Raw genomic sequence first — 14,557 nt, 5'->3', positions numbered from 1 at the left:
TTACTTAGTACGACGACGTACTATAAATTTATCCGTACGCTTGTTCTTACGCGTCTTAGCACCTTTAGTCGGTTTACCCCATGGAGACACAGGATGACGACCACCAGATGTACGACCTTCACCACCACCGTGTGGGTGATCAACCGGGTTCATGGCAACACCACGAACTGTCGGACGAATACCACGCCAGCGATTTGCACCTGCTTTACCAAGTGAACGAAGCATATGCTCAGCATTGCCTACTTCACCTAGCGTAGCACGACAATCAGACTCAACTTTACGAACTTCGCCTGAACGAAGACGTAATGTTACATATTGACCATCACGAGCAAGGATTTGAACGTATGCACCAGCAGAACGTGCGATTTGAGCACCTTTACCTGGTTTTAATTCTACGTTGTGAACAGTCGAACCTACAGGCATATTACGCATTGGTAATGCATTACCAGGTTTGATTGGTGCATCAACACCAGACTGGATTGCATCGCCAGCTTTTAAGCCTTTAGGTGCGATAATGTAACGACGCTCACCGTCTGCATATAATACAAGAGCGATGTTTGCGCTACGATTTGGATCATATTCTAAACGCTCAACTGTGGCTGGAATGCCATCTTTAGTACGTTTAAAATCGATTAAACGGTAATGCTGCTTATGACCACCACCGATATGACGAACCGTAATACGACCATTGTTATTACGACCACCTGATTTAGAGTTTTTCTCTAATAGTGGTGCGTAAGGTTTACCCTTATGTAAATCTGGGTTAACCACTTTAACTAGGTGACGACGACCCGCAGAAGTTGGCTTACACTTTTGAAGTGCCATAATTCTAACTCCCCTTATTACTCGGCGCCGCCGACAAAGTCCAGCTCGCTACCTTCTTTAAGAGTAACGTAAGCTTTCTTCCAGTCGCTACGACGACCGAAACGCATGCCAGTACGTTTTGTTTTACCCTTAACGTTAAGTGTGCGAACACCAGTTACTTCTACTTCAAAAAGCTTCTCAACTGCCGCTTTAACTTCAGCTTTAGTTGCGTCATTTGCTACTTTAAAAACAATAGTATTGTTTTCTTCAGCAGCGATTGTGCTTTTTTCAGAGATGTGTGGAGCAAGGATCACTTTTAAAAGACGTTCTTCACGGATCATGCTAGCGCCTCCTCAAGTTGCTTAACAGCAGCAGCTGTAATTAGTACCTTATCGAAAGCAATTAAGCTTACAGGATCGATACCAGCTACATCACGTGTGTCAACCTTGTACAGGTTACGTGCCGATAAGAAAAGATTTTCATCTACTTCTTCAGTCACGATAAGAACATCTTTAAGCTCAAGTTCTTTAAGCTTAGCAACTAGTTCTTTAGTTTTTGGTGCTTCAAGACCAAAACTCTCAACAACGATTAAACGCTCTTGACGAACTAATTCAGATAAGATGCTTTTGATCGCACCACGGTACATTTTACGGTTTACTTTTTGGCTGTGGTCTTGTGGTTTAGCTGCGAAGCTAACGCCACCTGAACGCCAAATTGGACTACGGATTGTACCAGCACGTGCACGGCCAGTACCTTTTTGAGCCCATGGTTTTTTACCACCACCGCTTACTTCAGAACGTGTCTTCTGAGCACGAGTACCTTGACGAGCACCTGCTGCGTATGCAACAACTACTTGGTGTACTAATGCTTCGTTAAACTCACGTCCAAAAGTAGCTTCAGAAACTTCAAGAGCGCCAGAAGCGTCTTTAATTGCTAATTCCATCACTAAATCTCCAGGACTTATGCTTTAACAGCTGGTTTAACGATAACGTCACCGCCGATAGCGCCAGGTACTGCACCTTTAACTAAAAGCAGGTTACGCTCAGCGTCAACGCGAACTAGTTCAAGGTTCTGAGTTGTTACTTGCTCATTACCCATTTGACCGGCCATTTTCTTACCTTTAAACACCTTACCAGGTGATTGGTTTTGACCGATTGAACCAGGAGCACGGTGAGATAGAGAGTTACCATGTGTAGCGTCTTGCATGCTGAAATTCCAGCGCTTAACACCACCTTGGAAACCTTTACCTTTAGAAGTACCGGTTACGTCAACTTTGTTGATTTCGTTGAATAATTCAACAGTAAGCTCAGAGCCTACTTCAAAATCGCCTTCACCACCATTTAGGCGGAATTCCCACAGACCGCGACCCGCTTCAACACCAGCTTTAGCGAAGTGACCCGCTGTTGCTTTGTTTACACGGCTTGCTTTTTTAGTGCCTGCGGTTACTTGAAGCGCGTTATAACCGTCTGTTGCGTCAGATTTGATCTGAGCAATGCGGTTAGGAGTCGCTTCAATAACTGTCACAGGGATAGATACACCATCTTCAGTGAAGATACGTGTCATACCCACTTTACGACCGACTAGACCTAATGCCATTTTCCTAAAACCTCTCTAATCTTCCGATTAACCCAGGCTGATTTGAACATCAACACCAGCAGCAAGGTCTAAACGCATAAGTGCGTCTACAGTCTTGTCTGTTGGTTCTACGATGTCGATCAGACGTTTATGGGTGCGGATCTCGTACTGATCACGCGCGTCTTTATTAACGTGCGGTGATGTAAGTACAGTAAAACGTTCAAAGCGTGTAGGTAGTGGAATTGGACCACGTACTTGTGCGCCAGTGCGTTTCGCAGTTTCCACGATTTCCGCCGTTGATTGGTCAATCAAACGGTGGTCAAAAGCTTTTAGGCGAATACGAATGCGTTGATTTGACATTCTTAAACCTCAATATAAAGAGCATTTAAAGAGCATAAAAAAACGACCGAAACAATCTTAATAATTAAGATGCCGGTTGTTTGATTATATCTACGTTGAGTTCCAAATCGGAACTCCTGTTTATTAGCTTGAAATCCAAGCTTAATTTATTCTTTCTTGTTCCCGAGGGAATTTTGAAAGCCTGCGTATTATAATGATACTGGTGATAAATGCAACAACTATTTAGACATAATTACTTTGTTATTGTCGTTTAAAAAATAGCTAAGTTTATTAATAGTGAACGCAATGGAAGTGATGATGTCTTTATAATGTCATAGCTTGTCGATTAATCTGCAGGGGATTTTTTAGATATTATGTTATCCTATGCGCTAATTTTGCTGTTATATACCCATATTAGTTTGGGTAACTACTCTCTTATGGTGAGTCAATGCGTATTTTAAATTATGGTTTAAATCTTATCTCTGGTGGTATCAGCCGCTTGTTTGTTAAAAGCAAAGTACTGCCTGAAAAGCCTTTAGAGCAATTTGAGTTAAACCCTAAAAACCCGACATTCTATATAGTGCGTTTAAACTCACGCTTTGATCTAGCGGCACTGGCCCGTGTTTGTAAACGAAATGGTTTACCGGACCCAACCGAGCAGCAAATATTAGGTGACAAGACGTTAGATCGCTTTATCGGCATTAAAAACCCTCCCCCGCTATTTGGTGATAAAGAAAAGTCTACCAATGCATTAGCGCAAGGCAAACACATTGTTGAGCACTTATTAAATAGTGGCCAAAAAAATGTGCAAGTGGTGCCCGTGACTATTTTATGGGGCCGATCGCCAGGTAAAGAAAAACCCGGACTAAGCACTTTACTTTCGCACTCACTAACGCCCAGCTGGTTTAGAAAAATTTTTGTGGTGCTTTTTTCAGGTAGAGATAACTTTATTCGATTTAGCCAACCACTCGACTTATCTTTATTGGTTAATGAAAAAGCCGACGTTAATGAACTTCCTCATAAGCTGTTGCGTGTAGCTCTAGTTCACTTTAAACGTCAAAAGCTGGCTGCAACAGGGCCTAAAATCCCATCTCGTGATCAGTTATTTAGCTCACTACTGGCATCACCCACAATTAAAAAAGCAATTCAAACCGAGGCTTCTGAAAAAAACATCAGCCAAGCTCAGGCGCGACAAAACGCCTTAAAGCTACTTGATGAAATCGCCGCTAATTACAGCGATGCCACAATTCGCGTTGCTGATCGCATATTAACGTGGCTTTGGAATAAGCTTTATAATGGCATTGACATAAAGTACACCGAGCAAATTCATGACCTAACCAATAAAGGCCATGAAATAATCTACATGCCTTGTCATCGTAGCCATATGGATTACTTGCTACTAACCTACTCTATTTATCATCAAGGCCTTGTACCACCGCATATTGCTGCAGGGATTAACCTTAACTTTTTCCCTGCAGGTGGCATATTCCGCCGCAGTGGTGCATTTTTTATTCGTCGCTCATTTGCTGGTAACAAACTCTACTCAGCGGTATTTAAAGAATACTTAAGCCAGTTATTTATAAAGGGTTACTCGGTTAAGTTTTATACCGAAGGTGGCCGCAGTAGAACCGGACGCTTACTCCCCCCAAAAACGGGTATGCTCGCCATGACGATGCAAGCTATGCTTCGTGGTATAGACCGCCCTGTATCAATTGTACCGGTGTATATTGGTTACGAACACGTAATGGAAATAAACACCTACTTAAAAGAGCTCGCGGGTAATGATAAAAAAGGCGAGTCGATATTAGGTATTTTTAAAGCAATTAAAAATTTGAAAAACTATGGTCGCGGGTATTTAAATTTTGGTGACCCAATTTCTATTAACCAATACCTGAATGACAACCAACCCGACTGGCGCGAATCAATTCATGCTACCGACGTGCAAAAACCACAATGGCTAGGGCCGCAGGTGGCTAATCTTGCTGATCAGGTTATGGTTAAAATTAACAATGCCGCCGCACTTAACTCAGTTAACTTACTGGCGATGATACTGCTAGTAAACGATAAGCACGCATTGAGTAAACCTAAATTGCTAGCTCAGCTTGAGTTTTATTTGCGATTACAACGTGAAGCTAGCTACAGCAATAAAATAACCGCACCCGATGAAACGCCAGAGCAACTGCTAGAACACGCTTTAAAGTTGAATAAGTTTGATGTGATCAGTGACGAGTTTGGTGAAATTATTGCGATAAACGATAAAGAAAAAACCTTATTTAACTATTACCGTAATAACATTTTGCATATTTTTGCAGTACCTAGCTTAGTAGCTCTACATTTATTTAAGCAGCATCAAAGTACCGTTACTCACTGCCATCAATTGGTAAAATCATTTTATCCGTTATTCGCCAAAGAGTGGTACTTACAAGAGCTTGATGACAACTATGTGGCCCGCATTTTAACTAACTTTAGCGATCAAGGCTTAATTGAGCTTGATGGTGATAATATCAAAGTAACTCAAAGTAACGATAGCTTTGCCAAACTCGAAATGCTTGGTCGTGCATTGAGCTTTACTCTGCAACGTTATGCGATTGTGATTGGCTTTATTCAAACCAGCCAAGGTATTGCAAAAGCTGAACTGGAACGTGAAAGCTATGTGTTGGCACAACGCTTGGGTACGTTACATGGCATTAAAACGCCGGAGTTTTTTGATAAGAAGGTACTTAGTAGTTTTATTTCCAACCTTCGCGAACAAAAACTAATTAGTGAATCTGATAGCGGCTTACAAGGCAGCCAAGAGCTGTGCGAGACCTACAAGCAACTGCAAACACTCTTGCCGGCACGTATTTGGCAATCAATTACTGACATTGTCCACGCTCAATGTCAGTAACGTACTTCACTATATTGAATTAACCCAATATAGTAGGTAGCAAAGAGTTAACGCTGGCGCATTACCCCTTCTTGAATCGTCGAGGCAACTAAATTGCCTTGGCGGTCAAAAAACTGACCACGTACCAGCCCTCTTCCTGAACTCGCGCTTGGGCTATCAATGGTATATAACATCCAATCATCCATTCTAAATGGACGATGAAACCACATAGCATGATCTATGGTCGCAACTTGCATATTCGGCTGCATAAACGACACACCATGTGGCTGCAGTGCGGTTGGTAAAAACTCAAAGTCAGACGCATACGCCAATAAGTAATTATGAATACGTTGATCGTCCGGCATATCGCCATTGGCTTTAAACCAAATATGTTTTACCGGTTCTAGGGCTTCAGGTTTAAAGGGGTTATGAAAGTTCACCGGACGCATTTCAATCGGCATTTCACGAATAAACTTATTACGGATTGCTTCAGGAATATGCTGTGCATTTTCTTGATAAAACTCTAACGAAGAACGCAGTTCTTCAGGAGCTGGAACATCAGGCATAGTGGCTTGATGCGATAACCCCTGCTCTTCACCTTGAAACGACGCTGTCATGTAAAAAATAGGTTTACCGTACTGAATCGCACTGACACGTCGAGTGCTAAAACTTTTACCATCACGTATAGTTTCTACATCGTACACAATCGGTTTTGCAGCGTCGCCTGGGCGTAAAAAATAAGAATGTAAGGAATGAACAATACGCCCCGCAGGCAGTGTTTCTTTAGCTGCTGAAAGCGCTTGTCCCATAACTTGACCACCAAACACCGCTCTAAAACCTAAATCTTGGCTTTGTCCTCGATATAAACCTTGCTCAATTTCTTCAAGTGACAACAACGATAATAAATCATCTAATACTTGGCTCATTATTTCTTCCTCAATCCCCTAATTTATAAATGATACTATACAATAGTTAAAAAATACTAACTCACTGATTGAGGAAATCTAATATGGCATTTTGGCTTTTTAAAACCGAACCCGACGCCTTTTCAATTGATGACTTAAAGCAAGCGCCACAGCAAACAACGCTATGGGAAGGTGTACGCAACTACCAAGCGCGTAATTTTATTCGCGATGATGTAAAGCAAGGTGATTTAGTGATGATTTATCATTCTAGCTGTAAACAAGTTGGCGTTGCAGGGCTTGGTGTGGTTACTAAGGCTGCTTACCCTGATCCAACGCAATTTGATTTAAGTAGCGACTATTACGATGCTAAGGCAACCACTGAAAACCCTCGCTGGTTTGTGGTAGAAATAACTTATCAGGCGCATTTGAGTAGTTTAGTAAGCCTGCAAGCGATCAAAGCAAATACTGCTATAACTGATATAGCACTTAAAAAAGGCGGGCGTTTATCGGTCATGCCAGTGACCGAAAATGATTGGCATGAAATTTTAAATATGGTGAAATAAGCCACTAAAATAACTACATTTTCTTCATTAAAATAGTACTCCACCAGCGCAGCATGTCACCGCTCGATTTTCTTATGGAGCCAAATTTGTTATAATCTGCGGCTTGCGTTTACTGGAGGAAAAATGAAATTACTGTATTGGTTGGATGAATGGTTAACTCTCAGCGATGATGAGAGGCAAGCAAAACTACCAGCCTCTGGTGGAGATTTACTCGGTGATGTGTATGTAAAGTATCACTTTGTTGACCTCACTAAACCCCTGCTTTTTACTTTTTCTCCTGCGGGTACTGATATACAAGAACGCGATCTAAATGAAGACTTTGCCCCTTGGGGCTATCATCTAGCGCAAAAGCAAGATGTTAATATTATTGCGTTTCAGCATTTAGGTAAAAGCAATTGGTTTCGTAACCGCAATTTAATCTTTTTTATTGAGCAGCTATCAACTTTACTCTCTCCTTTTAAAACTAAGTTAGGCTATGGGCTTAGCCGTGGCGGCTTTGCTGTGGGTGCATTTGCTAAGTTACTCAAACTCGATAAAGTACTGCTTTTCCATCCTGTTAGCACCAAAAACAAACTTATCGCCCCTTGGGATGACCGCTCAAGTACTGAAATTGCTCAGCAATATGACTGGCAAGGTGACTACCATGATTTAGACTTAGGGGATGCCAAGGGTTACATTATTTACGACCCAACCAATCGTATTGACCGCCAACATGCTAAACGCTACAAACAGCTCACTCACTTACGCGTGTTTGGTATGGGGCACGGCACTCACGCTACTTACTTGAATAAGTTTGGCTTTTATAAACAAGTAGCGGTTGATTTTATTCGTGATCAGCAAATCGACATTGCGCAATTTAGGCTGCAAACAAAAACACTGCGTTTAAAAGAGGATTATTATAAAAAACTTAATAAAGCCAACGCTAAATCGGCACACCGCCAAGCGTTATTAAGTACCGCTCACACTATTTTAATCGACGAAAAAGCAGCGCATGTTAAAGAGCACCAAGAAAAAATTGATATTCAGCCCTTAATAGAGGTAGCTATTAAGCATCAAGACGAAAGCCCAAATGATGCCATTAAGCTATTAGAAGTTGCTCAACAACTCGTGCCTGACGACCCACTTGTTGAGCATAAACTGAGACAATTAGAATAAGTAACAAAAGGTACTCATGCTTTACTTTTTCTTGGCGTGCCCTTGCTTGGGCACAATCGAAAAGTAAAGAATCAGCGCTATCCACGAAAAGAAGATAGCGCCGACTAGCCAGCCATTTTTTTCATGGCCGTGGCTACGCTTACTGTTAAGAATTATCATGATAGGAAAAATGTAAGCACATAAAACAATAATTAAAAAAGCAACTTCAGTCATTATTTTTCCAAGCTAAGCCAATCAACTTCACCACTTAACACCCGCTCTTGTGCGATGTAATGCAGAATATCACCCGCATTCACTGCATAATCTAGAGGTGGGTTTAAATCCATATTCTTTGCACTTAAATTATGAGCTACACCTAACAATATTGCATTATGATCGTACTTAAAATGATGAAATAATTTACCAAATTCCATGGTTTTTATATCACTAGGTATTTGTAGGCTAAATTGCGTATCACCATGCAAAGTAGATAATAGCTCTTCTTGAACACGGCTTGAGCCTGGGTCTTGCATTGAGCGCACCAAAATCTCTGCTGACTTAGTGCTACTACACTCTACATTATGGCAATGCTCTAATAACATTTCCACTTTCGTTTCATCAAAAAAGTGTGCACTAATGTGACAATCTTCTTTGACTAAACGGCTAATACGCAGTGCAGTAGTAAATGTTTGGTCATCATCTTGGCCATCAATAATCACTTTATCGGCATGGCGAATGGCAACGCGTTCTAATTCATCCAAATCGGTAAAACTAGTCAAACGAGCAAAATCAACATTCTCATTACTTAAAAATGGATGCTCTATTTGTTCAGTAACCGCCAATAGAATACGGCGGTCTGTACGTTTAGTATCAGCCAAAATATAGTCGATCATTTTTTTTGTTCGAGCATTATGCCAACCAAAAATAATAATGTGATTGCTACTGTGAGCAAAGTTTTTATCACCAGTCATAGCGCGCCTAATTAAGTAAGTTACTGTTTGCCCTGTTTTACCTAACAAGACACCAAATAAAGCCAAACCAAAGGGTATTTGTATTAATGCGACAATCCAACGGCCCAAGTCAGATGATGGACTTAAATCTCCATACCCTACTGTTGAAGTGGTTACCGTGTAGTAGTAAAAAAAGGTCCCTGGCGAAAGTAGTGCTTGCTCATTAGCCATAAATAATAAGCACCAAGTAAGTAGCATGTGTAAAGACGTTGCTATTACAACAGACTGCCAGCTCACCTGATCAATATGGCTGCGCAACAGCACAACAATACGTTTAAAAATATGATGCATAATTGTTTGTTAATCGATTGATTATTTGAATCATTTGGTAACACGATACTGCACATCATAACACTTAAGCAACGTTTTACTGTAATCGAAATATTCACGGTTCGTTATGAATAAAAATAAGAGTAAACTATAGTTATTAAGTTATGAGGAAAGAATGGATCTATTATGTCAGGTGTTTTAGCGTCAGTTGATCAGCGTACTCAGCTTGTAGGTGAGAACCGTTTAGAGTTGCTACTGTTTTATTTACATAGCCGCCATTTATTTGCACTCAATGTATTTAAAATTAAAGAAGTGGTGAAGCTTCCCCGTTTAAGCAAAATACCGCACTCTCACCCTAAGGTGACGGGTGTTGCCAATATTAGGGGTGAATCTATTCCGGTGATTGATTTACGCCAAGCCATTTCTATGTCACACAAAGAACATGGTGAAGATTGTAATTTGGTAGTGACTGAATATAACCGTACCACTCAAGGTTTTTTAATTGGTAAGGTTGATCAAATAATGAACATGACCTGGTCTGATATTATGCCACCACCCAGCTCAGTCGGTAAAAATCATTACATTACTGCACTTACTAAAGTACAGCGCGACGACGTGGAGCACTTGGTAGAAATTATAGATGTAGAAAAAGTACTGGCTGAAATAGTTGAGTACGAGGTTAATATTTCAGATGGAGTGTTAGACCAAACTATAGTTAACGAATTCTCTGGGCGAAAAATACTACACGCTGATGATTCGCCAACAGCACGCAAGCAAGTAAGCGATACATTATCGCAGCTTGGTATCGAAATTGTTCCTGCCAGTAATGGCTTGGAAGCACTCAATATGCTTAAAGGTTGGGCCGATGAAGGCCGCGATGTTGAAAAAGAATTACTTATGGTGATTACCGATGCCGAAATGCCCTCAATGGATGGTTATCGCTTAACCTATGAAATACGTAACGACAGCCGCTTAAAAAACTTACATGTAGTACTTAACACCTCCCTAAGCGGCAGCTTTAACCAAGCCATGGTAGAAAAGGTTGGCTGTGATGCATTTTTATCAAAATTTCAGCCTGACTTACTAGTGCAAGAAGTACAAAACCGTCTAAAACATGTGTTAAGCAGCACCTAATTACAAAACTAGCAAATATCTGCTTGGGTAAATATTTGCTAGTAACACTCTCCTCATCAGCAACCTTTAAAAACCTGCCTTACTGAGTGGTTATTCAAAGCGGTGTTTGCTAATCCTAAGGTTTCATGATTAATTAGTAAATAAGTTTTCACTAACTCGTTATTAATTATGCTCAATAAAGTTGCCAGCCCGTTTACTAAGCTCGTCGAGCGCTACTTACCCGACCCATTTATATTTGTCATTTTGCTCACTATTATTACCTTGAGCATTGCGAATTTAGCGACTCCTGCAACCACACTTGAGGTAATAACATCATGGGGAAGCGGGTTTTGGAACTTACTTAGCTTTGCCATGCAAATGCTGTTGGTGCTAGTAACAGGCTATATGCTCGCCAGTACCTCTTTAATAAGTAAGTTACTAACAAAATTAGCAACGCTTGCTAATACGGCCCCAAAAGCCATTATTTTAGTGACATTTATCTCGCTTTTAGCAAGCTGGCTTAATTGGGGGTTTGGATTAGTGATTGGGGCTTTATTTGCTAAGGCTATTGCTAAGCAGACTCGAGTAGATTATCGACTCTTAGTAGCAAGTGCTTACTCAGGTTTTGTAGTATGGCACGGCGGATTGGCAGGCTCCGTACCACTAACCATTGCCAGCGAAGGGCATTTTTCACAGGCAACAATGGGGATTATTGGCACCGAGCAAACCTTGTTCGCAGGTTTTAACATTGCGATTCTGATTGGCTTATTTATTATTATGCCGTTGGTTAACCGCTACATGCTACCAAGTGAAAAAGACAGTGTTTATATTGACCCATCACTGCTTAAGAACACTCTACTCGATAGAGTAACAATAACACGCCCTGCGCAACATTTAGAACAAAGCAAACTGCTAGGCATGGGCATTGGCTTACTCGGACTTGCCTACTTAGGTTATTACTTTTTTATCGCAGGTGGCGGCTTAAATCTCAACAGCGTGATAGCGCTTTTCTTATTTTTAGCTATCACACTACATCAGACCCCCCACAATTTACTAAATAGCCTACAACAAGCGATTCCGAGTGGCGCGGGAATTGTAATTCAGTTCCCTTTTTATGCCGGTATTATGGCCGTTATGGTCGATACAGGGTTAGCACAACAAATATCGCAGGGCTTTATTGCCATAGCGGATGCCGATAGCTTGCCATTTTACAGTTTTATTAGTGCAGGGTTAGTTAATATGTTTGTGCCATCCGGTGGCGGCCAATGGGCTGTACAAGCACCTATTGTTATCCCTGCAGCACAAGAGCTTGGTGCAGATATGGCAAGGGTTGCTATGGCTGTAGCATGGGGAGATGCTTGGACCAATTTAATTCAACCCTTTTGGGCATTACCGGTATTAGCCATTGCAGGGTTAAAAGCTAAAGATATTATGGGGTTTTGCGTGGTACAGCTGATTATTACTGGGGTGTTTATATCGCTGGTATTGAGCTTTTATTAATCTAACTGGGCTGTAACTTGTATTACAGCCCGTGCTTACTTAGCTTGATAAAATCTTCATCGGTAAGCTTAATATCGCGTTTTCTGAATCTGCAAAATGCATCATCACTGCTACATGGCCTACAACTACCAGCGCATACATTACTGCCGAGAAGCCTTGGCCGTATTTATCTAATGGTAGTAAATGTGAGTAATGGCGACCGCGCCATTCAAACACAATTTCCAGCGCCCCAACAAACAAAAAGAACACTAAAAGCATTAAGCCAAACGTATAGCTAAGCCATAAACCAAATAACACGCCAAGTAAGCACACACTTAAACCAAGCCATGAGCGCATTGAGAAGCTTATGCTTTTTAGTACATGCCCGCCATCAAGCGGTAAAATAGGCAGTAAATTGAATAAATTAAGCAGTGCACTAAGCACTGCAACACCTGCAAATATTTCCATTTCCGTAGCGTAATAAAGCACTACACCAAGCACAGAAGTAAATAAACCAAAGGCAGGCCCCATAAGTGATATAACCACATCTTGCCAGCGCGTAGTTATTTTATCGTCGCTAACGGCTAACCCGCCTACAAAAGGAATTAAATAAATGCCTTTAGTTTTAATGCCAAAATACTTCATAGCTCGTACGTGGCCATATTCGTGTACCACCAAGCAAGCAATCAGCATTAACGCAAACTCAATGGTAAACAGCCAAGCATAACCGGCCACCGATGCGCTCGCTAGCGCCACTTTAACAACTTTAGTACTTTTAAATAATTTAAAGCCAAGCGCCGCGAGCCCTAAAAACCCCTTTTTAGGTGCGCCCTGTGCTGCTACAGGTAAAGCTAACTGAGTTGCAAACTGATTATTTACATATAGCGCCAAGCTTTGCTGGCTGACCTCGTTGCTATCAATACCAATTAACTGCTCATCAAGCATAAACTCGACATAATTTTCACGTGGGTTTTCAAATGCAATCGCTTGCTGATCATGAAATATTTTTACAACTTGCTGCTCTGCTATCATCAGCGTAAACGGTTGCTCTGCCAGAGAAAGTTCGACTTTTATCATTATTCTAACCATTATAAATTATGCCGCTAGTATACCTTCCCACCAAAAAAACACGAGTGAGCTAGCATCATTTTATTAGCGATAATGTAAGCTAAAAATGCCTGAAATACTGACAAAAACAATTCAAGCGACTATTTTTAATATTACAGGAAGTAAGCTTCAACTACTAAGGACACCAATGCAAACTCAATTGCCAAATATACTCGTTGTTGATGACTCAAAAGCCATTTTAATTGTTATGAAAGCGATTTTTAATGAGCTCGAAATGCCAGAAGTTACCACTTGCTTAAGCGCAGTTACAGCACTAGAGAGAGTAAAGCCTGATATAAACTTTTATGACGCCATATTTACCGATCTGAATATGCCAGAAATGGATGGTATGGAGTTAATTCGTAACTTAGGTGAAATAGGCTATTGCGGTGCGATTGTTATTATTTCTGAAATGGATCCTAAAATAATCAGCCTAGCAGCTGATCTAGCCAAGCAGCATAATGTGCATTTAATTGGTAACCTTACCAAGCCAGTACAATTAAATCAGGTAAATATGTTACTTGCCAAAATAGCGCAGTTAAACAGCCATACGCTTGTAAAAGAGCGCCCAATTACTAAAGCTAAACTTGTTAGCGCATTAAAAAATAATGAAATAACACCGTTTTACCAGCCTAAGATAAATATAAACACCAACTTTATACAAAGTGTTGAAGTATTGGCTCGTATTGTTTCAAATAAAAACGAACGCGTGATTTTACCAAGCCGTTTTATTAGCCTTGCTGAGCAATGCGACTTAATCAATGACATTACTTTTACGCTGTTTGAAAAAGCCTGCAGTGACTTAAAGCAGCTGAAAGAACAATTAGGGGAAAACTTAAAGTTGTCATTTAATATGTCGCCATGCCAGTTAAATGATTTGAACTGCCCTAATAAATTATTACAGTTATTACAAAAGCACGGCGTGCTTCCCAGTGATGTGGTTGTTGAAATAACCGAGCAACATGCCCTTTCAAGCTATACCCAACTTGAAACCTTAAACAGATTAAGAATATTTGGTTTTGGTATCTCACTGGATGATTTTGGTACTGGCTTTACTAATATTAACCAACTGAAACAGCTGCCATTTACAGAAGTAAAAATAGACCGCTCTTTTATAAGCCACATTGAAACAGATAAGTTTTCGCAAGTTGTGGTCAACTCATTGATTGATATGACTAGCCAAGAGCAACTGCAACTTGTTGCTGAGGGTGTTGAACGTCCGGAAGAACTTGCCTATCTAAAGCACTATCAAACAAATTTAGCTATACAAGGATTTTTGTTTAGTTGCCCAAAAGCAAAAGCTGAATTTATCTCGTGGGCACAACACTGGATAAAAACAGCTGCTAAAACAAATAATAACTAAGGTCTGCTGACCTTTGCCGGTTGATATTT

15 protein-coding genes are annotated in these 14,557 nt (G+C 40.7%); 6 read left to right on the top strand and 9 right to left on the bottom strand.

From position 1 onward, the window contains the following. The 5 genes from rplB to rpsJ are packed head-to-tail and all read right to left on the bottom strand — an operon-like array spanning position 1 to position 2,739. Positions 1-825 carry a 50S ribosomal protein L2 gene (gene rplB, locus FLM54_RS00815; RefSeq protein ID WP_007376192.1) on the bottom strand — a complete coding sequence of 275 codons (825 nt, stop codon included), beginning with the start codon at positions 823-825 and terminating at the stop codon, positions 1-3. 17 nt (positions 826-842) lie between these two features. Further along, on the bottom strand, positions 843-1,145 hold the full coding sequence (gene rplW / locus FLM54_RS00810) for a 50S ribosomal protein L23 (protein ID WP_008108343.1): 303 nt from the start codon (positions 1,143-1,145) through the stop codon (positions 843-845). Then, positions 1,142-1,747, bottom strand: coding sequence for a 50S ribosomal protein L4 (rplD, locus tag FLM54_RS00805; protein ID WP_008108340.1), 606 nt, complete (start codon positions 1,745-1,747; stop codon positions 1,142-1,144). The genes rplW and rplD overlap by 4 nt, the downstream gene beginning before the upstream one ends. 17 nt (positions 1,748-1,764) lie before the next feature. Beyond that, complete coding sequence (gene rplC, locus FLM54_RS00800) at positions 1,765-2,400, bottom strand: 50S ribosomal protein L3 (RefSeq protein WP_138605949.1); 636 nt, start codon at positions 2,398-2,400, stop codon at positions 1,765-1,767. Positions 2,401-2,427: 27 nt separating this feature from the next. Continuing rightward, positions 2,428-2,739 carry a 30S ribosomal protein S10 gene (gene rpsJ, locus FLM54_RS00795; protein ID WP_002957900.1) on the bottom strand — a complete coding sequence of 104 codons (312 nt, stop codon included), beginning with the start codon at positions 2,737-2,739 and terminating at the stop codon, positions 2,428-2,430. Between the two features lie 427 nt (positions 2,740-3,166). On the opposite strand from rpsJ, the gene plsB reads away from it, so the two are divergent. Continuing rightward, positions 3,167-5,605: a glycerol-3-phosphate 1-O-acyltransferase PlsB gene (gene plsB, locus FLM54_RS00790; RefSeq protein WP_178954584.1), complete on the top strand. Its 2,439-nt coding sequence runs from the start codon at positions 3,167-3,169 to the stop codon at positions 5,603-5,605. A gap of 47 nt (positions 5,606-5,652) precedes the next feature. Here the strand turns inward: plsB and tesB are convergent, their stop codons facing one another. Then, positions 5,653-6,510, bottom strand: a complete 858-nt coding sequence (gene tesB, locus FLM54_RS00785) for an acyl-CoA thioesterase II (RefSeq protein ID WP_010391943.1) — start codon at positions 6,508-6,510, stop codon at positions 5,653-5,655. 83 nt (positions 6,511-6,593) lie between these two features. Between tesB and FLM54_RS00780 the strand changes: the two genes are divergently transcribed. Further along, the gene (locus tag FLM54_RS00780; RefSeq protein ID WP_178954582.1) at positions 6,594-7,052 is read left to right on the top strand and encodes an EVE domain-containing protein; all 459 of its coding nucleotides are present in this window, start codon (positions 6,594-6,596) and stop codon (positions 7,050-7,052) included. A 123-nt stretch (positions 7,053-7,175) separates the two neighbouring features. Beyond that, entirely contained in the window at positions 7,176-8,207 is a 1,032-nt protein-coding gene (locus tag FLM54_RS00775; RefSeq protein WP_178954580.1) for a cytosolic protein, read from the top strand. 21 nt (positions 8,208-8,228) lie between these two features. Here FLM54_RS00775 and FLM54_RS00770 read toward each other — a convergent pair whose 3' ends face one another. Continuing rightward, the gene (locus FLM54_RS00770; protein WP_178954578.1) at positions 8,229-8,420 is read right to left on the bottom strand and encodes a hypothetical protein; all 192 of its coding nucleotides are present in this window, start codon (positions 8,418-8,420) and stop codon (positions 8,229-8,231) included. Further along, the gene (locus FLM54_RS00765) at positions 8,420-9,487 is read right to left on the bottom strand and encodes a potassium channel family protein (RefSeq protein WP_109875670.1); all 1,068 of its coding nucleotides are present in this window, start codon (positions 9,485-9,487) and stop codon (positions 8,420-8,422) included. Before FLM54_RS00765 ends, FLM54_RS00770 begins: the two co-directional genes overlap by 1 nt. Positions 9,488-9,652: 165 nt before the next feature. On the opposite strand from FLM54_RS00765, the gene FLM54_RS00760 reads away from it, so the two are divergent. Then, a complete protein-coding gene (locus FLM54_RS00760) occupies positions 9,653-10,600 on the top strand; it encodes a chemotaxis protein CheV (RefSeq protein ID WP_178954576.1) in 948 nt (315 codons plus the stop codon). A gap of 168 nt (positions 10,601-10,768) precedes the next feature. Further along, the gene (locus tag FLM54_RS00755) at positions 10,769-12,079 is read left to right on the top strand and encodes a short-chain fatty acid transporter (RefSeq protein WP_138605941.1); all 1,311 of its coding nucleotides are present in this window, start codon (positions 10,769-10,771) and stop codon (positions 12,077-12,079) included. 39 nt (positions 12,080-12,118) lie between these two features. Here the strand turns inward: FLM54_RS00755 and FLM54_RS00750 are convergent, their stop codons facing one another. Then, the gene (locus FLM54_RS00750) at positions 12,119-13,135 is read right to left on the bottom strand and encodes a metalloprotease (RefSeq protein WP_178954574.1); all 1,017 of its coding nucleotides are present in this window, start codon (positions 13,133-13,135) and stop codon (positions 12,119-12,121) included. 178 nt (positions 13,136-13,313) lie between these two features. Between FLM54_RS00750 and FLM54_RS00745 the strand changes: the two genes are divergently transcribed. Continuing rightward, a complete protein-coding gene (locus FLM54_RS00745) occupies positions 13,314-14,528 on the top strand; it encodes an EAL domain-containing protein (protein WP_178954573.1) in 1,215 nt (404 codons plus the stop codon). Positions 14,529-14,557: the final 29 nt, after the last annotated feature.

The organism is Pseudoalteromonas sp. Scap25 (genome assembly GCF_013394125.1).
Classification (GTDB): Bacteria; Pseudomonadota; Gammaproteobacteria; order Enterobacterales; family Alteromonadaceae; genus Pseudoalteromonas.
Note: the sequence above shows the minus strand (reverse complement) of the source record. Positions and strands in the feature narration are given on the sequence as shown.

What these genes read in the sequence shown, in the direction of transcription:
- rplB (WP_007376192.1), bottom strand. Translation starts at nt 825, where the DNA reads ATGGCACTTCAAAAGTGTAAGCCAACTTCTGCGGGTCGTCGTCACCTA.
- rplW (WP_008108343.1), bottom strand. Translation starts at nt 1,145, where the DNA reads ATGATCCGTGAAGAACGTCTTTTAAAAGTGATCCTTGCTCCACACATC.
- rplD (WP_008108340.1), bottom strand. Translation starts at nt 1,747, where the DNA reads ATGGAATTAGCAATTAAAGACGCTTCTGGCGCTCTTGAAGTTTCTGAA.
- rplC (WP_138605949.1), bottom strand. Translation starts at nt 2,400, where the DNA reads ATGGCATTAGGTCTAGTCGGTCGTAAAGTGGGTATGACACGTATCTTC.
- rpsJ (WP_002957900.1), bottom strand. Translation starts at nt 2,739, where the DNA reads ATGTCAAATCAACGCATTCGTATTCGCCTAAAAGCTTTTGACCACCGT.
- plsB (WP_178954584.1), top strand. Translation starts at nt 3,167, where the DNA reads ATGCGTATTTTAAATTATGGTTTAAATCTTATCTCTGGTGGTATCAGC.
- tesB (WP_010391943.1), bottom strand. Translation starts at nt 6,510, where the DNA reads ATGAGCCAAGTATTAGATGATTTATTATCGTTGTTGTCACTTGAAGAA.
- FLM54_RS00780 (WP_178954582.1), top strand. Translation starts at nt 6,594, where the DNA reads ATGGCATTTTGGCTTTTTAAAACCGAACCCGACGCCTTTTCAATTGAT.
- FLM54_RS00775 (WP_178954580.1), top strand. Translation starts at nt 7,176, where the DNA reads ATGAAATTACTGTATTGGTTGGATGAATGGTTAACTCTCAGCGATGAT.
- FLM54_RS00770 (WP_178954578.1), bottom strand. Translation starts at nt 8,420, where the DNA reads ATGACTGAAGTTGCTTTTTTAATTATTGTTTTATGTGCTTACATTTTT.
- FLM54_RS00765 (WP_109875670.1), bottom strand. Translation starts at nt 9,487, where the DNA reads ATGCATCATATTTTTAAACGTATTGTTGTGCTGTTGCGCAGCCATATT.
- FLM54_RS00760 (WP_178954576.1), top strand. Translation starts at nt 9,653, where the DNA reads ATGTCAGGTGTTTTAGCGTCAGTTGATCAGCGTACTCAGCTTGTAGGT.
- FLM54_RS00755 (WP_138605941.1), top strand. Translation starts at nt 10,769, where the DNA reads ATGCTCAATAAAGTTGCCAGCCCGTTTACTAAGCTCGTCGAGCGCTAC.
- FLM54_RS00750 (WP_178954574.1), bottom strand. Translation starts at nt 13,135, where the DNA reads ATGATAAAAGTCGAACTTTCTCTGGCAGAGCAACCGTTTACGCTGATG.
- FLM54_RS00745 (WP_178954573.1), top strand. Translation starts at nt 13,314, where the DNA reads ATGCAAACTCAATTGCCAAATATACTCGTTGTTGATGACTCAAAAGCC.